This is a genomic window from Shewanella sp. GD04112 (assembly GCF_029835735.1).
Classification (GTDB): Bacteria; Pseudomonadota; Gammaproteobacteria; order Enterobacterales; family Shewanellaceae; genus Shewanella.
The window spans coordinates 2841638-2863005 of the sequence record NZ_JAOEAL010000001.1 but is presented as its reverse complement, the minus strand read 5'-3'; the positions used below and the strand labels follow the sequence as shown (position 1 = coordinate 2863005).

16 protein-coding genes are annotated in these 21368 nt (G+C 49.8%); 7 read left to right on the top strand and 9 right to left on the bottom strand.

Annotated elements, in window-relative coordinates; genetic code table 11:
- Positions 1–130: 130 nt before the first annotated feature.
- On the top strand, positions 131–1000 hold the full coding sequence (locus N7386_RS12665) for an ion transporter (RefSeq protein ID WP_109285798.1): 870 nt from the start codon (positions 131–133) through the stop codon (positions 998–1000).
- A 79-nt stretch (positions 1001–1079) separates the two neighbouring features.
- Here N7386_RS12665 and ppx read toward each other — a convergent pair whose 3' ends face one another.
- Together ppx and ppk1 are read right to left on the bottom strand one after the other, a co-directional pair.
- On the bottom strand, positions 1080–2636 hold the full coding sequence (gene ppx, locus N7386_RS12660; RefSeq protein ID WP_279768813.1) for an exopolyphosphatase: 1557 nt from the start codon (positions 2634–2636) through the stop codon (positions 1080–1082).
- Positions 2637–2678: 42 nt separating this feature from the next.
- Positions 2679–4841 (bottom strand): polyphosphate kinase 1, encoded by a 2163-nt coding sequence (ppk1, locus tag N7386_RS12655; RefSeq protein ID WP_011626401.1) that lies wholly within the window; start codon positions 4839–4841, stop codon positions 2679–2681.
- 324 nt (positions 4842–5165) lie between these two features.
- On the opposite strand from ppk1, the gene yegD reads away from it, so the two are divergent.
- Positions 5166–6620 carry a molecular chaperone gene (yegD, locus tag N7386_RS12650; protein WP_279768811.1) on the top strand — a complete coding sequence of 485 codons (1455 nt, stop codon included), beginning with the start codon at positions 5166–5168 and terminating at the stop codon, positions 6618–6620.
- A 27-nt stretch (positions 6621–6647) separates the two neighbouring features.
- Positions 6648–7145 (top strand): CreA family protein, encoded by a 498-nt coding sequence (locus N7386_RS12645; protein WP_279768808.1) that lies wholly within the window; start codon positions 6648–6650, stop codon positions 7143–7145.
- A gap of 112 nt (positions 7146–7257) precedes the next feature.
- On the opposite strand, the gene N7386_RS12640 is transcribed toward N7386_RS12645, so the two are convergent.
- From N7386_RS12640 to pdsR, 3 genes are all read right to left on the bottom strand, one after another.
- Complete coding sequence (locus N7386_RS12640) at positions 7258–8457, bottom strand: cystathionine beta-lyase (protein ID WP_126511489.1); 1200 nt, start codon at positions 8455–8457, stop codon at positions 7258–7260.
- Positions 8458–8581: 124 nt separating this feature from the next.
- Positions 8582–10741, bottom strand: coding sequence for a proteobacterial dedicated sortase system histidine kinase (gene pdsS, locus N7386_RS12635; protein WP_109285803.1), 2160 nt, complete (start codon positions 10739–10741; stop codon positions 8582–8584).
- 32 nt (positions 10742–10773) lie between these two features.
- The gene (gene pdsR, locus N7386_RS12630) at positions 10774–11466 is read right to left on the bottom strand and encodes a proteobacterial dedicated sortase system response regulator (protein WP_011622965.1); all 693 of its coding nucleotides are present in this window, start codon (positions 11464–11466) and stop codon (positions 10774–10776) included.
- 245 nt (positions 11467–11711) lie between these two features.
- On the opposite strand from pdsR, the gene pdsO reads away from it, so the two are divergent.
- The 3 genes from pdsO to N7386_RS12615 are packed head-to-tail and all read left to right on the top strand — an operon-like array spanning position 11712 to position 15530.
- Complete coding sequence (pdsO, locus tag N7386_RS12625) at positions 11712–12506, top strand: sortase-associated OmpA-like protein PdsO (RefSeq protein WP_279768805.1); 795 nt, start codon at positions 11712–11714, stop codon at positions 12504–12506.
- A 45-nt stretch (positions 12507–12551) separates the two neighbouring features.
- Positions 12552–14837, top strand: coding sequence for a marine proteobacterial sortase target protein (locus tag N7386_RS12620; protein ID WP_279768803.1), 2286 nt, complete (start codon positions 12552–12554; stop codon positions 14835–14837).
- A 9-nt stretch (positions 14838–14846) separates the two neighbouring features.
- Positions 14847–15530, top strand: coding sequence for a class GN sortase (locus N7386_RS12615; protein ID WP_279768801.1), 684 nt, complete (start codon positions 14847–14849; stop codon positions 15528–15530).
- Positions 15531–15758: 228 nt separating this feature from the next.
- On the opposite strand, the gene N7386_RS12610 is transcribed toward N7386_RS12615, so the two are convergent.
- Entirely contained in the window at positions 15759–16784 is a 1026-nt protein-coding gene (locus N7386_RS12610) for a GGDEF domain-containing protein (RefSeq protein ID WP_126511484.1), read from the bottom strand.
- 160 nt (positions 16785–16944) lie between these two features.
- Here N7386_RS12610 and N7386_RS12605 point away from each other — a divergent pair, with 160 nt between their 5' ends.
- Positions 16945–18570, top strand: coding sequence for a M28 family metallopeptidase (locus tag N7386_RS12605; protein ID WP_279768799.1), 1626 nt, complete (start codon positions 16945–16947; stop codon positions 18568–18570).
- Between the two features lie 57 nt (positions 18571–18627).
- On the opposite strand, the gene N7386_RS12600 is transcribed toward N7386_RS12605, so the two are convergent.
- The 3 genes from N7386_RS12600 to N7386_RS12590 all read right to left on the bottom strand — a co-directional run bounded on the left by N7386_RS12600 (position 18628) and on the right by N7386_RS12590 (position 21280).
- Positions 18628–19491 carry a DUF481 domain-containing protein gene (locus N7386_RS12600; RefSeq protein WP_279771016.1) on the bottom strand — a complete coding sequence of 288 codons (864 nt, stop codon included), beginning with the start codon at positions 19489–19491 and terminating at the stop codon, positions 18628–18630.
- Between the two features lie 299 nt (positions 19492–19790).
- Entirely contained in the window at positions 19791–20807 is a 1017-nt protein-coding gene (locus tag N7386_RS12595) for a RimK family alpha-L-glutamate ligase (RefSeq protein ID WP_279768797.1), read from the bottom strand.
- A 20-nt stretch (positions 20808–20827) separates the two neighbouring features.
- Positions 20828–21280 carry a DUF413 domain-containing protein gene (locus N7386_RS12590; RefSeq protein ID WP_086904201.1) on the bottom strand — a complete coding sequence of 151 codons (453 nt, stop codon included), beginning with the start codon at positions 21278–21280 and terminating at the stop codon, positions 20828–20830.
- Between the last annotated feature and the right edge of the window lie 88 nt (positions 21281–21368).

Sequence of the window (21368 nt, the reverse complement as noted above, 5' to 3'; positions counted from 1 at the left end):
AGGTTTTTCGCGCATCATACCGCAATTTTATGTCTATGTGAGTAGATAATTTTGAGCTAGTGGCAATTGCATGGCAGACTTTGGGGATTTGGAAAAGATAACGCTTTTTATCGCAAGGAAGTTTTCCCCTATGTCAGATCTGTCGCCTGAAAAACCAGACACCGAAAGCCCATTAAAACGCCAGCTACGCACTATTATTTTTGGCACAGATACGCCCGCAGGGCGCTATTTTGATATTGGCTTAATGGTCTGTATTGTGCTGAGTGTTGCGCTGGTGTTCCTCGATACAGTCGAAGCGGTTCACCAAGATTATGGGCACATCATTCGCGTCTTAGAGTGGGTGTTCACGCTGATTTTTACCATTGAATATGGTTTAAGGTTGTACTGCGCGACCCATCCTGTGTTGTATGCCCGCAGCTTTTACGGTTTAGTGGATTTATTGTCAGTATTGCCGAGTTATCTGGCGCTGTTTATTCCAGGGGCGAATTTCACCTTAGTGATCAGGGTGCTGCGCCTCTTTAGGATCTTTAGGGTACTGAAACTACTGCGCTATTTAAGCGAAGGTAATCTGCTGCTCAAGGCCATGTTGCAATCGAGCCGCAAGGTGTTTTTGTTTTTCTTCTCGGTGAGTTTAATCATCATGGTGTTAAGCGCCGTGATGTATGTAGTCGAAGGTCCTGAGAATGGCTTTAGCTCTATTCCCAAATCCGTCTATTGGACAATTGTGACAATCACCACTGTGGGTTACGGCGATATCACGCCGAAAACCGAATTAGGTCAAGCGATTGCGGCTTTTACTATGTTGCTGGGTTATTCGATTATTGCGATCCCAACGGGGATTTTAACCGCGGAAATTTCCCAAGAAGTGGGCCGGCATAGGGATCTGCGTTCCTGCAATCAATGTCATAAGATGGGCCACGATCTCGATGCCACCTATTGTAATCGTTGCGGTTGTGAGTTGGATAAGCTCGAAGCGCCCCACGGGAAAGGGGATAAGTAATTGGAGAGTCTTTCATTCCTTAGTGCGTTAACGGCACTAAGGGATGAAGGATTAGAAGGGATGAGAAAGGACGAATAGATTAGCTGGCGACGGCGTTCAGTGTGTCGTCTTTTACCTCGAGATTTTTATCCTGATTCAGCCCAAGGCTAGAGACTAAACGCAGCTGCATCCCTAAAGCCGCCATCTGTTTTTGTTCACGCTGCAAATCTTTCATAAACAAACTGATTTTACGTTTATGGCTGGGTAGCACTAGCATGAGGCCATCAGGAACCACTTGGATTTTCTCAAGCACTAGGGCTTTGGCAATTCGGCCTAAATGCACTAACACCGCCAAGCGCAGCAGACAGGCGAGACGAATGAGGGTGAGTTTGTGGCTAGGTTCTAATTCGGCCAGTAGTAATTCATTGGGTTTCTTACGGTGGTTGGCAATCAGTCTGGCTAAATCCTGTTGCAGCGCCTCGCTAAAGCCGGGTAAGTCGCTGTTGCTAATGATATAAGCGCCGTGTTTATGCAATGCCTTTGAGTTAATGTGCAGCCCTATCTCATGCAAGGTGGCGGCGTAGGAGAGCAAACGTGCATGGGGCCTTAATCCCCATTCATCGGCGACCTGCTCAAACAGCGCCATGGCGGTGTCCCGCACTTTGGCCGCATGGGGCATATCCACATGGTAAAGCTGGGCGATGCTTTCAACTGTACGGTGGCGAATATCTTGATATTGGCCGATTTTCGCTAATTCGTAGAGTACGCCTTCGCGCAGGGCGCCCGGACTAAACTCCAATTGCTCAATGGGTAAGCGCCTAAAAAAGCTGATTAAAATGGCAAGGCCAGCGGGCACGAGCGGCGTGCGTTTATCATCGACATTAGCAAATTGCACTTGGCTGATGTGTCCGCACTTAATCAGTTTCAGCTTTAATTGTTTGAGGCGGGCGAGGGTGACGATTTCATCGCCATGGTCTTCCTGAATCGCTTCGCAAATGGCTTTGACTGTGCCTGAGCTACCAAGCACTAGGTCCCAATCGCCGCTGAAATATTCCTTTGAGAGCGAGGCAAATTGTTTATCGGCGGCGCTTTGGGCTCCGCGAAATGAGGCTGGCGTGATTTGGCCATCGATAAAAAAGCGCTCGTTAAAACTCACGCAGCCACAGCGCAGGCTCGATAAATGGGTGGGGGTATTTTTTTGCCCGAGAACCACTTCGGTCGAGCCGCCACCAATGTCGATCACGATATTGCGTTTACCAAGCACTTGGCTTTGGGCAATGCCGTTATAGATAAGGCGCGCTTCCTCGTGGCCAGAAATCACCTCCACCGGATAGGGCATTATGCTGAGCGCCGCTTCAATAAACTGCTCACGGTTTTTGGCTACCCTCAGGGTGTGAGTGGCGACTAAACGCACTTGGGCTTGGTCGAGATTGGAAAAACGCTGATTAAAGTCCCGCAGGCAATTGAGGCCGCGCTCGATAGCATCCACGCTGAGGATGTTCTGCGTATTGAGGCCTGTCGCTAACTGAACTTGTTGTTTTTCTTTGTGCAATATTTGCAAGCTGCCGTCTTGCTCACGGGCGATAACCAGATGAAAACTGTTCGAGCCCATGTCGATAGCGACAAAGTGTCGCGGTTGTGAATGTGTGGCAACCAATCGGATTATCCTTAGGCAATCGAGACGATGATAAAGCCAGCATTAGCTGGCTTTGGCCTGTAATTCGGGGTTGTGGGCAAGTTCCGCCGCGTGCTCCGCTTCAAGCTTTGCGGCTTCGCGCTGGGCACTAAATTCTTGCTGCAACCGCTTCTCATAATTAATCAGATATTGATAAATGGCAATTTGAGAACGCACTTTACGTTTATTACCGCGGTTACGATAAGGATTGCTCTGTTCCTTATTGATGATGCGCGCCTTAGTGTTGTCATTGAACTGTAACGATAAAATATCCATCACCATTTGTTTTAGACGCGGATCATAAATAGGCACACTCACTTCGACGCGGTTATCTATGTTGCGGCTCATCCAATCGGCGGAGCTGATAAATAATTTATTTTCACCACCGGCGTGGAATAGCATTACCCGCGAATGTTCTAAAAATCGGTCGACAATACTGTAGATCTCGATGTTGTCGCTGATCCCAGGAATTTGTGGAATAAGCGAGCACATACCGCGGATCAACAGTTTGATTTTGACCCCCGCAGCCGAGGCCTCGTAAAGTTTTTGGACTAAGGATTCATCGAGCAGGTTATTCAATTTTAAGGTGATCGCCGCCTTAATATGGCTCTGGGCGTTGACGATTTCGTTATCAATCAAATGGGTGAGTTTTTGTCTCGCATCATAGGGCGACACAATCAAATGCTGGAAGTTATCGCGGCGGTAAGGATGTTCAATCAAGTCGAACACTTGCTCCACTTCGCGGGCGATTTCCTGATTGGCAGTAAACAGCGATAAGTCGGTATAGACCCGCGCCGTGCCTTCGTTGAAGTTGCCTGACCCCACGTGGCAATAGAGTTTCATCTCGCCTTGCTCTTCGCGGCCAATCAAACACAACTTAGAGTGTACTTTTAAGCTGGTGATCCCATGGTGAACCTTCACCCCCGCCTCGGCGAGCACCCGTGTCCACTCAATATTGGATTGCTCGTCAAAGCGTGCCCGCAGTTCAATCACGGCGGTGACTTGTTTACCATTTTTCACCGCATCGATAAGCGATTGCATCACATGGGATTTTTTCGCAACACGGTAAAGGTTGATCCGAATAAAACGCACCGCAGGATCGTAGGCGGCCTGACGCACCATTTCGGTAAAGTGGGAGAACTTATGGTACGGGTAGTTAACCATAATATCGCCCATCTTGATCGCATCGAAACTGTTGGCGCTGCGGCCAAAGCCCGAGCTATTAAGCGCGGGCAATTTTTCATTTTCGAGGTAATCACGGCTAGGGTTAGGGAAACCGATAAAGTCCTTAAAGCTATGGTAACGCCCGCCCGGGATCAAACACTCTGTCGAGCTGATGTTTAAATTTTCTTTTAGCATTTCGAGCATGTGCTCGGGCATTTCTTTGTCGTACACCAAACGCACTGGTTCGGCGGTCAGGCGTTTTTTCAAACCCTTAGTCATTTTCTCGAGCTGGGTTTGTTCAAGTTCGTCGGTAATATCGAACTCGGCGTCGCGGGTCAGCTTCATCGAATAGACTTCAATGGCTTCGTACTCGAAGAAGGGACCAAAGAGGTCGTCCACACAGTGGCGAATAATGTTATCCAGCAGGATCAAGTATTTTTTCGCCTTCGATTTTTCGGCGGGTAACTCGATGAAACGCGGCACATTTTTAGTGGGCACTTCCACGAGGGCATATTGTCTGCGGGATTTAGTGAATAAACACACGCACAGATAGGTGGCGTCGTCGTTGATATGCTTCACTAGGTCGCGATTGTTGTTGACGATAAGCGGCGCGATATGGCGTTTAAAGTGATCGCGAAAATGTTTTTTAAGCCAGTTACTGTGGAACTCGCTTAATTGTTTCTCGTTGATTAATAAAATATTGCGGCGGACTAACTCACGCATCAGCTCGACGTAAATGCTGTCGAAACGTTCCTGCAATGCCATCACTTTGGTCTGAATTTTGGCCATTAGGTGGCGGCTATTGCTGCGACCTTCCTGCAGCGCGGAGAGCAGAATTGAGCGTCTGACCGCGGCCACCCGCACTCGGAAGAACTCATCCATATTATTGGAGAATATGCCTAAAAAGCGCACCCGCTCCACGATAGGCACATTGGGATCACAGGCCTCCTGCAGCACCCGCTCGTTGAATGACAACCAAGAGATTTCTTTATCGATCGACAGTTTATCGGTATTCGGGGACACTGCACAGCTCCTTTAAGCAAGCGTCATGGCGCAATATACAATAGCATTCATCCATCGGAGTGCAATCAGATTTGCTACTGAAAAATGAAGGGATTTACAGACCATTTCCCCTTCAGGCGAAAGTGATATGCGCTCAAAGATACGAGCTGAATATGTCAGATTGATGACAAGTGTGACAGAAATGTGACTTTAAAATGAACTTGCATTTAGCCGCAAATTTACAAGGTAAAGCAGGGGAACTGTGCGGGGCTTCCTTTGGGATTGGGGCAAACTGTGTTACCTTGCTCGGCTTTTTGATTGTGGTTTGACTGTAGGGGTAAGCGGATGTTTGTCGGATTTGATTATGGCAGTGCCAACTGTGCCGTTGGGATCATGCAGGGAGATGAAGTTTCACTGTTACCCTTATCGAGCGATTCAGCTTATTTACCTTCCACTGTGTATGCAATGGATAGAGAGCTTATTGCCGAGGCCGTTTACCGTGGCTTGCCGCAGGCGTTGAAAGCGGATTATGCCAAGAAGCGCGCCGCGCAATTGAGCCGCGCCCGTATGGTGCGCCATGAATTAGATCTCGATGCTGAAACCCAAGCGGTGTTTGTGGGTGAGCAGGCCGTGGCAGCTTATCTTGAAATGCCGGAAGAAGGTTTTTATGTCCGTTCGCCAAAATCCTTCTTAGGGGCAACGGGCCTGAGACCCGAACAAGTCGCCCTGTTTGAAGACATAGTCACCTTAATGATGCAGCATATTAAAGTGCGCGCCGAAGCCGTACTCGCTGAAAAGGACGTCACATCAGAGGGAGAGACAAGCATTACCCATGCGGTGATTGGTCGCCCTGTGAACTTTCAAGGCATTGGTGGGGAAGAGAGCAACCGCCAAGCCGAGGCCATTTTAACCTTAGCCGCGAAACGGGCAGGGTTTGTCGATGTGGCATTTCTGTTCGAACCACTGGCAGCTGGGATGGACTATGAAGCCAGCCTCAGTGCCGACCAAACCGTGCTGGTGGTCGACGTGGGTGGCGGTACGACCGACTGCTCCGTGGTCAAAATGGGGCCAAAGCATCAGGGGAGTTTCGATCGCAGTGCCGATTGCCTCGGCCACAGCGGCCAGCGGATTGGCGGGAATGATTTGGATATTGCGCTGGCGATGAATGCCTTTATGCCGCACTTTGGTTTAGGCTCGCTAATGAGTAACGGTAAGCCTATGCCGAGCAATCCCTTTTGGAATGCGGTCGCCGTCAACGATATTAGCGCTCAGCGTGAGTTTGCCACCCTAAGCACTCGCAAGTTGATTGATGAACTCATTAAAGAGGCCGAGCAGCCGCAGCTGCTAAAAAGATTGCTCAAAGTGCAGCAACAACAGTTAAGCTACCAAATTGTACGACTCGCTGAGCGCGCCAAAATTGCCTTGTCGGAGGTGCAAACGACTGAGAGTGCGCTGGACTTTATTGAAGCATCACTTCAGGCAGAAGTGAGCCGCACGGGGTTTGAAACGGCGATTGAGCCTTCGCTCACCAAGGTTGAGGCGTTGATGCACCAAGCGCTGACTCAGGCGGCAAAGAGTCTTGCGGGTAATGGTTTAGCGCCAGAGGAGCTGTCCGTGGATGCCGATAGTCTAGAGTGCAAACCCGATGTGATTTATGTGACGGGCGGCACCGCGCGCAGCCCCGCGATTTACGCTAAAATCACTAGCCTTTATCCCGAAACCCCAGTGGTCGTCGGGGACCACTTTGGTTCGGTGACGGCGGGATTAACGCGCTGGGCACAAAAGTGTTTTGCTCAATAGGGAAGGATGATGAATAAGGATAAACAGATGAAAAGAGTCAATAAGGCTTTAATGTCTTTGCTGGCCGTGACGCTGGCGGGGACGCTACTCACAGGCTGCGGCGATGACGTAGGTAAAGTGAGCCTTGGGTTATTTACCACTAAAGATGTGATTATCGATGCCAAGCAGGACCCAAAAATCCCTGGGGTCACTTGCCATATTAGCCGTATTGAAGCGAACCTCGATTTTGCCGATCCTTCGGATATGGGCATTAGTTGTCGTCAAACGGGGCCGATTTCCGCCGCCGATATTGCTAACATCGATAAGAGCAAACACGGTGAAGTGGTCTTTACCGAATCCTTAAGTATCTTATTTAAGAGCTTAAAAGTGCGCCGAATTTACGATGCGCCTAATCAAACCCTGCTGTATTTATCCTATTCGACCAAAGAGACCAATGGCAGCCACAAACATGCCTTATCGACCGTGCCTCTATACGGTTCTCAGGCGTGGATTGACCCCGCAATAAGTGTGGCGCAGCCCAAATAGTAAAGGTGAATTGAAGGTTTACTAACGACGAACGTAGAACAAAACGAAGGCGGGGCAAAATGAAGGCGGGTAAGCTCCCGCCTTCGTTGTTTTCACATAATTTGTGTAAGCTTTATTTGGCCTTGGCGGCGAGTACGGCATTAAAGCGATCGAAGCCTGCGCTGAGATCGGCAATTAAATCATCGGGATCTTCGAGGCCAATATGCACACGGATCAACGGCTTGCTTGCATCCCACTGAGTGGCGCTGCGGATTTTTTCAATCCCGAAAATCCCTAGGATCAGACTCTCATAACCGCCCCAAGAAAACCCCATTTTAAAATGCTGCATATTTTCAACGAGCGCGGTCACCGCCTCCTGGTCCCCTTGCTTTAACACAAAGGAGAACAGGCCATTGGCGGCACTAAAGTCGCGTTTAAAGAACTCATGTCCTGGGCAGGTATCAAAGGCGGGGTGACGTAAATGGTCAACCTCGGGGCGAGTTTTCAACCAGTTAGCCACTTTAAGGGCATTTTTCTCATGCTGCGCCATGCGCACGCCTAGGGTGCGTAATCCGCGCGTGGCGAGATAGACATCGTCGGGGGAAGTCGTTTGCCCCAATAAATAACTGCGCTCACGCAGCTGCGGCCAGTGCTTTTCGTTGGCAGTCGCGGTGCCAATCATCACATCAGAGTGACCGACGATATATTTGGTCGCGGCTTGAATCGACACATCGACGCCCATCTCGAAGGGCTTGCTATTGATTGGCGAGGCCCAAGTGTTGTCGAGAATGGTCACTAATCCATGTTCATGGGCGATACGGCACAGGGTCGGGACATCCTGCACTTCCATGGTGATGGAGCCGGGAGACTCTAAAAACAGCACCTTAGTATTGGGGCGGATAAGCTCGCGAATACCTTCACCAATCAGGGGATCGTAATAGGTGGTCTCAATATTAAAGCCCGCCAGAATATGGCTACAGAGATCGCGGGTTGGCTCGTACACACTGTCGACCATCAGCAGGTGATCGCCCGCCTGTAAAAACGATAACAAAGCCGCGCTAATCGCCGCCGCACCCGAGGGATACAGCGCCGTACCTGCGCCACCTTCGAGCTCACTGATCGCCGCCTGAAACGCAAAATGGGTCGGGGTGCCACGGCGGCCATAAAACATTTCGCCATTGGTTTTGTTTTTGGCGGCGTGACGCATATCTTCCATTGTGTCGAAGACGATAGTCGATGCGCGAAATACGGGTGGGTTAATCACACCCTTGGTCCATTTTTTATCTCGACCGACGCTGACGATTTGGGTGGCTAGCTGATGTTTATCTGTCATAGGGCTTACCTTGGCGAGTCAGTTTTTATGTTGTTATCCATTGTGATGGCCGTCATCTTAGCATCTGCCCGTGAAAATGGCAGGAGGCAAACAGATGAGTTTGCCTCAAGTTGCAGAGCGTGGATTAGCTCAGCGGTAGGGTGACCAGAATATCGACCCCATCGTTTTCGCTGCGGTTGCGAGCCAAAATTTTACCCTGATGGAACTCAGTCACGAGCCGCGCAATATACAAACCTAAGCCTAGGTGAGGTTTGTCTTGGGCTTGATTGATCCGCACCGAAACCATGGAGTCGAAGATCTGCTCCGACATATCCACTGGCAACTGTGGTCCTAAGTTGCTGATAAGCAAAGTGGCTTGTTTGCCAACTTGGGTGAGGGTGACTTCGATCGCACTGCCTTGATGACAAAACTCGATGGCGTTGGCGATAAGCTTGTCCATCAATTGGGCGATGTATTCGGGCACGCCCTGCATCATCAAAGGTTGCTCGGGCACTTTGACGCTAAATTGCTGCTCAGGGTAGGTCATTTGATAGCCCTGCATACAACCGCTCACCACTTGGGATAGCGGGAACTTAGCCACATCGGCCTGAGTAAGGCTCTGCTCAAGGCGCGTTGCCTCACTCATGTTGTTTAAAATCATGCTTAATCGGCTCACCCCTTCTTGGGCACGGTCGACGTACTTTTGCGTGTCTTTATCTAAGGTTTGCAGATTTAAATGCTCTAAAGAGGAGCGCACCACGGCCACCGGCGTACGTAACTCATGGGACAGGCGCGACGACATATTCTCTAAATAATGGGTGTATTGGCCCAAACGGCCAACAATGCTGGCAAAACTGCGGGATAAGTCGCCAATCTCGTCCCGCGCCTTAGAGGGTTTTAAATGGTTACGCACGCGGCCTTGGCTGTCGATGGCATTCTCGGCCTCATCGCGCAGTTTGCGGATACGATTGGAAATACTCGAGGCGAAGAAAAACAATGCTAAGGTGCCCATGCTCATAATGGTCAAGATCACGTTAAACAGTTTTTCCAGCGCACGGTTACGCAGGGTGCGAATACCGTGGGTGGTTTCTTCGGCCACCACGGCGCCCATCACATTGTTATCAATCCAAATGGGGCTCGCGGCCGCAAGCACCACTGCTTTATTGTCCGGCGTAAGTCGCCAGGTCGAGCTTTGTTGTCCCGCGAGCGCCTTTTGAATATGGCTGCCGTCGAGTTCGGTTGAGTCTTGCAGGGAATCGATAAAATCCTTCGGTGGTTTGGTGAGGATTTTATAGTAGAGCGGGTGCAGGTAGTCGCGCTGAAAACGCTGCCACATCGAGTTGCTGTTTTCATCATCGAGGGTGCGCGTCCACACACTGTTGCTGTCACGGATATCGCCAGACTTCGCGAGCACACGGCCGTGTTTATCGACCACCCAAATTCGTGAGCTGTAGTGGCTCATCCCTTTGATAATATTCTCAATTTCGGGTGATGGCACTAGGACTGTACCGAGTTTATCTACGGTATCTAAGGCGGAGGTGCCGACAACCGCGGTCACATCGCGGTATTTGCTGTCGTTGACATCGGAAATCGCAAATCCCAGTTTGCTGCCCACCATATCTAAGGGGATACGCAGCTCGATATTGTAACCCACATCCGTGGTGGCCCATTGTCCTTGAATCCGGACTTCGGGTGTCACTGGCACGGTTTGCTTAGGGTTGGCGGGCAGCTCGAAGGCACTGATCCAGCCGGGCTGGGTCGTGGCAACGATATAGCGTTTAAATTTATTGTCGGGGGCAAGGGTCGCAATCGACAGGTGATCGTTTCTATCAACGCTTAAGGCATTCTTGCCGCGAAACACCACATTGGGATCGACCACCTGAAAAAAGGCATACAGATAACCATCGTACTGACCCACCATATGGGTAAAACTCAAGGTGAGCGGCGTGCTGGGATCGGCGCGCATGATGAGATTCGCCTCGCCGTACTGGATAAATCTGTGCTGATATTCCTGCCATTCATTGAGTTTGCCATCGAGCAGAATCGCGCCCGCTAAGGGGTAAGCATAGAGATCGCGACTCTTTTCAACCTGCTTTAAAAAGCTCGCCTGACCGTCGAACAGCTTGGGCCGCTCGTGCAAGGCGGTCGCTAAGGCTTGGGTGGTGCCCTCTAAGGTGCGCTCCTGACCGTGGCGCAGGTATTTTTCCATCTCCCACACATATTGGTACCCCAGCCAAGGTAGGCAGAGTAAAAACAGGCTGAGGCCAATAACTTTAGTGCGAAGGCCGAAGGGAAAACGTGTCATAGAATGCTGGCTAATCTGCTACTTGGCATGGTTTAGGCTAGGCTGTCCCAGCGATAGCCCATGCCATAAACGGTATCAATACAATCAAATTCGGGCGCGGCGGCCATAAACTTCTTACGGATGCGCTTCACATGGGAAGTAATAGTGCTGTCATCGACAAAAATCTTCGCCTCTTGCATCAGCTCATGGCGACTACGGACGTGCCCCGGGTGCTTGGCAAGGGCGTGCACCATCCAAAACTCGGTAACGGTTAACTCAATCGGGATCTGGTTCCAAGAAACCTGCATCCGATTGGCGTCGATAGTAAGCGGTCCGCGCTCCAGTAAATTTTCCTGCGGCGTTTGGCTGGTGGCTAACTCAGAGCGGCGAAACAGCGCGGCTAAACGCGCGGTCAAATGGGGGAAGCTCACTTCTTTGCTCAGGTAATCATCGGCGCCTAAACGCAGGCCGCACACAGTATCAAAATCGCTATCCCGCGCGGTTAAGAAGATGATTGGCAATGTGTTCGACATGGCACGCAGGGACTGACACAGCATAAAACCGCCGTCAATCTCATTGCCAAGGCCGATATCGATAATGGCTAGATCCGGCAGACGGGTATTAAACGCCAACATGGCAGATGGCCTGTCGGCATAGGTTTGCACACTGTAACCGTGTTGCTGCAACACATCCTTGTAATTTTCGCGAATGGCCGCTTCATCTTCCACAATGGCGATACGTTTCATTAGCCATCTTCCTATTGACTGCTGGGACTAAGTGTCTGGGGATAAGTTTTCGTGACTATACAGGAATTTATTTCTGAGAAAAGCTCCCAAATGCAATTGCCATTTTGTTGCCACAATTGATAGTCGCATTGCCATTTTCCATCCCCGCTTATGCCATGGCGCTTGTGTTTAATAAGCTCATTCCGTTTTACCCGCCGCGCTAATGACTTAGGCGGGTAAGCGCAGCACAAATCAAAAGGAATGAGATGATGAAAAAGACGCTGATTAATATCTTGGTACTGAGTGTATTCGCCGCGCCCATCGCTAGCGTATCGGCAAGGGTTTCCTTGCAAAATCAACCTGTGCTCTCCGAGCCACAGACTGAGATGCTTGAGCAAGATGAGGATGATGGCGAAGCGCTGATAGGTCTTGGCGGCGGAGCGTTACTTGGCGCCCTAGTGGGCGGGCCCGTTGGCGCCATTATCGGTGGATTTACCGGCACCTTAATTGGCCAATCGGTCTCCGATACCGACACGGTTAAAACCCAGCAACAGCATATTGCCCTGCAGCGCCAACAACTGGCGAGCTTATCGGCCAAACAACAGGCCAGCGAGCAACGCGCCGCCGAATACGCCTCAACCCAAAAGCAACTGGATGAACTGCTCGCCGAGCAACAACAACTGTTAAGTGAGTTGGCGCTGGGTATGAATGTGCAGTTTCGTACAGGTTCGTCGGAGCTTGAAAGCCATTTTTTGCCCCAATTAGACAATGTCGCCAAGATGATGAAGCGCTCGAGCGAGTCCAATCTCGAGCTGAAAGGTTATGCCGACCGTCGCGGTGATCTGGCCTACAACCAAGCGCTCTCGGAGCAACGTTTGTTAGAAGTGCGGGGATATTTGATTAAGCAAGGCGTAGCCCCTGAGCGGATCACCACCCAAGCCTTCGGCGCCAGAATGCCACTCAATGATCAGCAAGATAGTGAATCCGATGTGTTCGATCGCCGAGTCACTCTGACTATGCAGCCTAACCAAGGGCTGATGGCGAGCCGTGTGACCGAATAATTCAACAATATCAATCGTATTCAATCAAGATCAGGAGCCTTCGTGATGATCACAGGGAAAAGGGTAAAAGAAGTTTGTCAAACACTGGCGATGCTAGTGATCGGCGCCTCCATTTGTTGGGGGCTACCATTTGCGGTGTTAGCCTCACCGAACAGTGTGGGCACCTTATCGGCGTCGCAAAATATTGCCGCAACCTTTGATGAACACACGGCGAGCACATTGCCAGCGTTTAGTTTCGACGATGTCACCCAAGGGATGCTGGTGTATCAAACCGCCAGCGGCCGTTTAATGCCGTCCTTACCCGTGGACACGCAAGTGTCGATGCTGGTCTCGGGGCTGACCAATAGGGTGAGCGTAAAGCAGGTTTTCAGTAATCAAACGGGATTTGTCCTCAATGGTCGTTATCTGTTCCCTTTACCCAATGAGGCGGCTGTGGACTCACTGCGTTTGCACATTGGTGAGCGGATCATCGAAGGTCAAATTCACCCAAAACAGCAAGCAAAACAGATTTTCGAGCAGGCCAAAGCCGAAGGGAAACGCGCCAGTCTAGTCAGCCAAGAACGGCCCAATATGTTCACGACCGAAGTCGCTAACCTCGCTCCCGATGAGGAGTTGGTGGTCGAAATCAGCTATCAAGAAACCATTCATTATGAAGATGGTCTCTTTAGCCTACGTTTTCCGTTGGTGGTGGCGCCGCGCTATATCCCTGGGTTAACGCTAGGCGGAAACAATGGTGAGCGCGTGACCAGCAGCCAAGTCTTCGATGCTGACCGAATTATTGCCCCGATCCGCGATGCCAATAGTGAGGCCGATCCCGTGCTTAAAGCCGATATTAAGGTCAAGCTCGGTGAAGGCGTGGATAAATCCGCCGTAGTGAGTCCGTATCATCCCATTACGATTGATGAAAAACAGGGCCAACTGACGGCGGCCTTGGCTAATCGCGTGCCCGCTAATCGTGACTTTGTGCTGCAATGGCGTCTTAAGCAGGGCACCAGTCCCATGGCTTGGGTATTCAACCAAGCGGGCAAAACCCATGTTTCGCAGGACGATAATGCGAGTGCGGATAGTCATTCAACTGCCAGTGTCGATGGGAATAGCAATAGCAACAACACAGATAACTACAGCTTAGTGATGGTCCTGCCGCCCAAAGTCGATGCAAGTGAACAACTGAACTTGCCCCGTGAGCTTATTTTAGTGATTGATACTTCGGGGTCGATGGCGGGAGATTCCATCATTCAGGCGAAAAATGCCCTGCGTTATGCGCTGCGCGGTTTAAGGCCACAGGATAGTTTTAACATTATCGAATTTAATTCCGATGTGTCTTTATTATCGACAACACCACTGCCCGCGACCACGACTAATCTCGCCATGGCACGTCAGTTTGTGAATCGTTTGCAGGCCGATGGCGGCACCGAAATGGCGCAGGCTTTAAATGCCGCGCTGCCAAGACAGGCGTTTAACACAGCGTCGGCTGAGGATAAGTCGCTAAGACAAGTGATCTTTATGACTGATGGCTCCGTCGGCAATGAGTCGGCGCTATTTGAGTTAATCCGCAATCAAATCGGCGACAATCGTCTTTTCACCGTTGGCATTGGCTCGGCGCCGAACTCCCATTTTATGCAGCGTGCGGCTGAACTTGGGCGCGGTACTTTTACTTACATTGGTGATGTGGATGAAGTGGAGCAAAAGATCAGCCAGTTGCTAGCCAAAATCCAGTATCCGGTACTGACCGATTTGCAGGTGCGCTTTGACGATGGTTCTGTGCCTGATTACTGGCCCGCACCTATACCCGATCTTTACCGTGGTGAGCCGGTATTGATCAGCCTAAAGCGCCACCCTCGTGAGCCTCAGGAACTGGTGATCTCCGGTCGTCAGGGCCATAAAAACTGGCAACAGTCGTTATCTTTGCAAGCCAATGACACAAGTCATTCTGCAACTGATGTAGCGCAGCCAGCTGCGGGACTCGATTTACTCTGGGCCCGCAAACAGATTGCGGCCTTAGAGCTGAGTAAAAACGGCGCTAACGATGACAAGGTCAAACAACAGGTCACGGCGTTGTCGATGAACTATCACTTAGTCAGCCCCTATACCAGCTTGGTTGCGGTGGATTTAACCCCCATCACCAGCAATGCCATGAGCCGCGATGCTGTGGTGCGCCAGCATTTACCTTTGGGGTGGCAGCCAATGGGCGTTTTGCCACAAACATCGACCTCGAGCCGTTTCGACATGCTCTTAGGGGGCAGCGTGTTACTGCTTGCCTTGATGTTGGCACTGTCGATTCGTCGCCAGCAGCGGCAGCAACGCGCGCTGTCATTAGCGCTGAACGGCTGAGTCATGTCCATGAGTAGGCGCATGACTCAACAGATACAAATAGGGTTGCTGGTGGGATTGGTATTACTCGGCATCACGTTGTTTGGAAAAGGATTCTATATGCAAGCGAAAGCACACTTTGCCCAATATTTGATTGAACAAGCCTGGGCTAAAACCTTAATCGATGGTCAATCCCATAAACCTTGGTCCTGGGCCGATACCTATCCCGTGGCTAAGCTCTCCATCGAGCAGGCTAAAAGACCGAATCACTTCGATGGTCCGGCATCCAACGACAGCTTATATGTGCTGGCGGGCGCATCTGGTCGTAATTTGGCCTTCGGGCCAGCTTTAGTGCTATCGAGTGCGCCCGCTGGCGCGCAAGGTAACACTGTGATTGCAGGGCACAGGGATACGCATTTTGCGATGTTAAATGGCATCAGTGTTGGACGCCGTTTGGCGCTGCAAACCGCGACGGGCAAAGAAATTGTTTACCAAGTGGTGGCGACCGAAGTAGTGCACGAATCACAAACTGAATTGATGGCGCCAAGTGAGGATAATCGTTTAACCCTGATCACTTGCTATCCCTTCGATGCGCTGCAAGGCGGGGCTGAACTGCGTTTTGTGGTGCAGGCTATTCCGATCGAACCCGAGCCCGCTGCAGTACAATCCGCTGAAACGATGGCCACTCAGGCGATGGTTCAAAAGGTGGCCTAGCGGCAACGCTTTTATCCAAAAAATTATTTAAAAGCGTTGAGTTGACAGCTTTGTGCAAGTTCTAACATGAAGATAAGCATGTAAATAAGTCGGTGAGATAAGGGGAGGGAGCTAAGCTGCTAAAGCTCACGACAATCAAAGCATGATAACCATGGTGTGATGGGCATGGCGTGAAAACCGGCGTGATGAACAAAAAGGCAGAACCAGAGTTCTGCCTTTTTGTTCGAGCTAGTTGCTCATCGGCATCACCCGATTTCGACCTAAGCGTTTGGCTTCGTAAAGTAGCATATCCGCTCTTTCGATGAGGTGAATAGCGACTTGTTTTTCCTGCCACTGGGCGACACCGAAGGAGGCGGTGATATTGTCGATACGTTGGTCTTTGCGCCTATCCTTGAGGCTGAGTTTCTCGAGCCCACGGCGCATGGCCTCGGCCAGTTGCCGCGCAATACGCAGTTGGCTTTTCGGCACGATAATCGCAAACTCCTCGCCGCCGAAGCGGTACAACTTACAGCCATCCCGACAGGCTTCCTGCAAACGCTTTGATACAGCTCTTAATACTTGATCGCCCAGCTGGTGGCCATAGTTGTCGTTAAAGGCTTTAAAGTGATCGATATCGACCAAGATAAGACAGGTGCCCTCGGGGGCCTGTGCCAACATGCCGGCGAGGTCGGCGTCGAAGGCGCGGCGGTTTAAACAGCCCGTGAGTGCATCGTAAAGTACATCTTTCTCTGATTTTTCAAGCTTTTGTTTTAACGCATCAATCTCAGTCTGCGCTTTTTGTAACTGGGAAGTGAAATACTCAGTGCTCGAGCGAATATTCTCGGACTCTTTCACCAAATTACGCACTAAATCCAGCACTTGCTCGACGCTAAGCGCGCCTTCTTCAATGCCATTGAGTTTGGCAAAGTTGTTGTTAATACAGGTCTGGAACTCAGTTGCATCGAGATTGGTATCCCGAATCGATTGCGACAGCTCAGTGGCCATGGCCTCAAGGTTGAGCCGCATATCGCGAACATCCAACTCAACCGGATCGGCGACATACTGGCGAAACAACAACTCGCTACTGACTGGCGGGCAAGTGTTGTAGTGGGCGATAACCGTATCAAGCTGTGCGTTTAACGCTGGGTTTTGTTCGCCCACGTAGGTATACCACAGGGCATAATTGATTGGAGTGGTGGGAATTTGATGCTTGAGCATTAAGGGAACCGCTTTTTTAAGATTTAAGGCTGCGGTTTGTAATAAATCTCGTGACATGGATACATCCCAATAAAAATAACTCGATAAACTTGGTATACCACATTTGGGTAAAAAGTTTTGCTCGTTAAATCCCGTTACAACTAATGCCCAAATGCAGGCTGAATTACCTGCCAAAAGCGTTGGGGGATATGATAGAGTTTATCGCTAAAATTAAATAATGATAATAACTTGGGAGAAAGTCTTGAAAAATTTCATCCTTGCCGGTGCCCTAGGTTCCTTACTGTCACTGCCTGCTATGGCCGCATCTTCCTTCAGTGACAGCTTGGATCTCGGCCAGTATCGCACCGACGTTAAAACCTTAGCCAGTGATGCCTTCGGCGGTCGCGCGCCCTTATCTGAAGGCGAGCAGCTGACGATTGATTACCTTGAGAAAGCCTTTAAAGAGATGGGGCTTAAGCCGGGGTTTGGCGACAGCTATTTGCAGGCGGTACCGCTAGCGAAAATCACCGCCGATCAAAACATGCAACTGGATATCGGCGGACTCAAGTTTGCCAATGGCAGTGAATTTACGGCTAGAACCCAGAGAATTAGCGATAAAGTCAACCTCAGTAATAGCGATGTGGTGTTTGTCGGTTATGGCATTAATGCGCCTGAATATGGTTGGAATGACTATCAGGGCCTAGATGTCAAAGGCAAAACCGTGATTGTGCTCGTCAATGACCCAGGTTTTGCTACTCAAGATCCCAAGGTATTTAAAGGTAATGCCATGACCTACTATGGTCGCTGGACTTACAAATACGAAGAGGCCGCGCGTCAAGGCGCCGAAGCGGTATTTATCGTCCATGAGACGGCACCTGCCGCCTATGGCTGGGGCGTGGTGCAAAACTCCAATACCGGCACTAAATTCACCTTGATCGATGCCAATAATAATCAAGGGCCGGTGGGCGTGATGGGCTGGGTGCAACATGATGTCGCCAATAAGATTTTTGCTAAGGCCGGCATGGACTTCGATACCTTAAAGCAACAAGCCGCCAAGCCAAACTTTAAGGCCATTCCCTTAAAGTTAAAGGCGAATGTGAGTTTAAATAATACGATTGAGCGCGCCGAATCCCACAATGTGGCGGCACTGTTGCCCGGCAAGAGTCGCCCCGATGAAGTGGTGATGATGCATGCCCATTGGGATCATCTGGGTACAGTCATTGAAGATGGTAAGCCTGAGATCATCAATGGCGCCGTGGATAACGCCAGTGGCGTGGCGGGTGTGTTGGCGCTGGCACGTTACTTTGCCAAACAAGCGCAAAGTGCGCCGCTTGAGCGTTCGATTCTGTTTAGTGCCTTTACTGCCGAGGAAACCGGCTTAATTGGCGCCCAGCATTTCGCTCAGCATCCGAGTGTGCCGACCAAAAATATCGTGTCGTTTTTGAATATCGACGGCATGAATATGAACCAAGGTGTGGATTATATTCTGCGCTATGGTGAGGGGGTATCTGAGTTAGAAACGTATTTGGATAAGGCCGCTAAGGCGCAGGGACGGGTGGTGAAGGGCGATCCAAGACCACAAAATGGTTTGATGTTTAGATCGGATCACTTCGCGCTGGCCCAACAAGGCGTGCCCGGCTTGTTATTTATGAGCCTTGGGGATACGGATCCTGACTATATTGCCCACAAATACCACAAGGGCGCCGATGATTATGATCCTAACTGGACCCTCGAAGGGGTAAAGCAGGATTTAGAGCTGATGGCGAGCATGCTAACCACCTTAGCCAATGGCACCGATTGGCCACATTGGGTAGAGGCATCAGACTTTAAGACCAAGCGTGAGCAAGACGGTCGTAAAAAGTAATCATATTAAGCATAAAAAAGGACGCCTAGGCGTCCTTTTTTTATGCTTATCAATCTATTAGAAGGTATAGCTGACCGAAAGCATCGGGCCGATAAAACTGTAGTAAATGTTGTAGTCGGCGATTTGAGTATCTTTATTCGGTGATTTTTGGGCGATATCCACATCGACCTTGTAGTAGTTGTAGGCCACGCTCATGCGCCAGTTATCGGTGATATTGGCATCGATGCCGAGTTTAACATCTACCAGTTCGCCCTTTACATCATTGAGTTTGATGTAGAAATACTGGGCATGGGTCGTCAGCTTCCAGCCGGGGATAAATTCATAGTTGGCATAGATGCCAAAATCCGGCAAAGGTGCGGTGACATTTTCATCGACGATGCGGGGGATGGCTTGGCTACCACAAACATTGTTCAGCAGCTCAGAGGCATGGCAGACACCGATGACGCCTTCAAAGCCTGTCTTGATAAACATGGTGTGCAAACCAAGGGAAATGCCCACATCGTAGTCGCTGCCTTGGATGGCATCGTAACCGTAACCGAGGCGCAGAATATCAATATTTAAGGTGGAGTTGAGCTTGCCGCCAGCTTTAATGTCGTAAATGGTGTCGTTTATTTCGATTTGAAAGGGTTTGGATAAGGCTTGGGTTTCGGCGCTGCGGTGAAGTTGTTTCCAGTCGAGGTAAATATTATGCCGCTCGTTAAAGTGATAATTGACTTCAACAAAGGGTAAAAACTCATTCTCGGCCAGTTGCAGATCGGATTCATAGTCTAAGGTGAAGTTATTGCCCGTGGTCGGGTTCGTCACCTCCATATTGGTATCAGACTGTGAATAAAATCCCCCTAACTCAAGGCTCAATTCCCCCGCCAGCACAGGACTGCTGCCGAGTAGAGCGATCAATAGGGGTGTTAGACGAGTAGAAATCAACGTTACTCCAGTATTCTTCTTATTATATCCAGCGATAACATCAGACTTTTGTGCCATAAGCCATGGACATTTGGAGTGTAACAGCAAATTTCAAAATGTGAATAAAATGTTTTATAAATTGCCGTGTTTTGTGATTTAAAACAAAAGTAGTACGGCTAATAAGCTTGGTATGATGAGCTTGTGGGGCGGATCACGGTAATTTGCATCCCAGTGATTTGTGACGAAAATGTATAATCAGGCCAAAAAATGCGGCCCAGTAAAGACTGGGCCGCAGATAAGAGCTTAAGGATGCAGCATCACTTGCTATGCGTGTTAGCGGTAGGTGTCGAGGCGCTGGTATTCGTCGCGGTGTTCACTTCTGGCTCTGCCATTTGAGCGGGTGTTGACTCGCTGCTTTTCTCGTCCTTGTTAAACATGCCTAAACGGATGCGGATAAAATGCAGGATTTGTGCAGCAATATCCACGTTTAAGCAAGATTCTAGACCCTCGAAACCAGGGGATGAGTTGGCTTCACAGATTTTGTAGTGGCCGTTATCGAATAACAAATCGATACCCGCAACATCTAAATCCAGAATATTAGCGGTTTGTGTCGCCAGCCATTCGATTTCAGGTGTGATCTCGAAGGGGCGCGCCGAACCTCCCGCGCTGACATTGGCTTTAAAGCTGTCTTCTTGCCCACGGCGCTCATAGCAGCCGGCTACGCGTCCACCAATGGTAAATACCCTGAGATCGCGGCCGTGGCTGTTGGCGATAAACTCCTGCAAAATAATGTTGGCGTTTTTATTGGTCGCTTCGATTAATTGCATTAAATCATCAAATTCGCGGGCCTTATGGGACAAAAATACGCCGCTACCCTGAGAGCCCGAGAGGGTTTTAATCACCACGGGAAAACCTAAATGGCGTTCAACCAGTTCGATATCGACGGGGAACTTCACCAACATGGTTTTGGGCGTGGGTAAATTCTTCTCGGCCAGTAATTGCTGGGAAAAGAGTTTATCTTTAACGATTTCAATGGCTTTTGATGGATTTAAGCAGTACACCCCTAAGCGTTCTAAATGGCGAATGATCGCCAACGCAAAGTAAGTGGTGCCGGAGCCCATTCTCGGGATGATAAAATCGGGTAATTCAACGGGTTGACCGTTTAACAAAATACTCTTGTTGTCTTCTCTCGTCACGGTGAGATCGAACTCATCCGGAGCATACACTTCTAACTCAATATTGTCGGCCTTGGCTGCTGCCAATAGACGTTCAATTTCATACAATTCAGGTTTTAGCTGAGTCGCGGTTTCTTTATATAAAATCCACCCACGCATTTAATCGCAAACCTTCATTTTCATTCTTTATCCTCGGGTTCAGCTTCATCCTGAACATCATCGTCAATTTCGACATCCACATCGAATGCCGCTTCGGGCTCGGCCTCAGGCTTAGTGGGGGGCAAATGTACTGTGCCAACCACGGCATAAAAGGGTTTACCTAGGGCGAGTTTGCGGTACTTTAACCAGATCTGCTCTAACAAGCTACTGGGAGCGATGTTTCCTTTGATGACTTCGACAAATTGCGCTTCATCGGCGGTGACGGGGAGTGTCTTGCCTTCGTCGAGATTTTTCATGGCATGACCATGTATTTCAAGTAGTTCGGCTTCTTTACTGGTGAAGTCGCCACTGCGCTTAAAACCTTTCGGGAAATTTGTATCATCATAAAAACGTTTATGGGATACAAAGCTGGCAGCTGAGCCGTTCACCGTCTCAGAACCCTTGTTAGCGTTTGAAAAAGACTGTTCAGACATGGCTGTTACCTTCTAGTTTTTGATATACAAAGATTTGCAACTGGAGTATTGGCTAGTATTATTGATTTATAAATCAAAAAAATTTGCC

Excerpts from the sequence above, each read along its gene's own strand:
- N7386_RS12665 (WP_109285798.1), top strand. The coding sequence starts at position 131 with ATGTCAGATCTGTCGCCTGAAAAACCAGACACCGAAAGCCCATTAAAA.
- yegD (WP_279768811.1), top strand. The coding sequence starts at position 5,166 with ATGTTTGTCGGATTTGATTATGGCAGTGCCAACTGTGCCGTTGGGATC.
- N7386_RS12645 (WP_279768808.1), top strand. The coding sequence starts at position 6,648 with ATGAAAAGAGTCAATAAGGCTTTAATGTCTTTGCTGGCCGTGACGCTG.
- N7386_RS12640 (WP_126511489.1), bottom strand. The coding sequence starts at position 8,457 with ATGACAGATAAACATCAGCTAGCCACCCAAATCGTCAGCGTCGGTCGA.
- pdsS (WP_109285803.1), bottom strand. The coding sequence starts at position 10,741 with ATGACACGTTTTCCCTTCGGCCTTCGCACTAAAGTTATTGGCCTCAGC.
- pdsR (WP_011622965.1), bottom strand. The coding sequence starts at position 11,466 with ATGAAACGTATCGCCATTGTGGAAGATGAAGCGGCCATTCGCGAAAAT.
- pdsO (WP_279768805.1), top strand. The coding sequence starts at position 11,712 with ATGATGAAAAAGACGCTGATTAATATCTTGGTACTGAGTGTATTCGCC.
- N7386_RS12620 (WP_279768803.1), top strand. The coding sequence starts at position 12,552 with ATGATCACAGGGAAAAGGGTAAAAGAAGTTTGTCAAACACTGGCGATG.
- N7386_RS12615 (WP_279768801.1), top strand. The coding sequence starts at position 14,847 with ATGAGTAGGCGCATGACTCAACAGATACAAATAGGGTTGCTGGTGGGA.
- N7386_RS12610 (WP_126511484.1), bottom strand. The coding sequence starts at position 16,784 with ATGTCACGAGATTTATTACAAACCGCAGCCTTAAATCTTAAAAAAGCG.
- N7386_RS12605 (WP_279768799.1), top strand. The coding sequence starts at position 16,945 with ATGATAATAACTTGGGAGAAAGTCTTGAAAAATTTCATCCTTGCCGGT.
- N7386_RS12595 (WP_279768797.1), bottom strand. The coding sequence starts at position 20,807 with ATGCGTGGGTGGATTTTATATAAAGAAACCGCGACTCAGCTAAAACCT.
- N7386_RS12590 (WP_086904201.1), bottom strand. The coding sequence starts at position 21,280 with ATGTCTGAACAGTCTTTTTCAAACGCTAACAAGGGTTCTGAGACGGTG.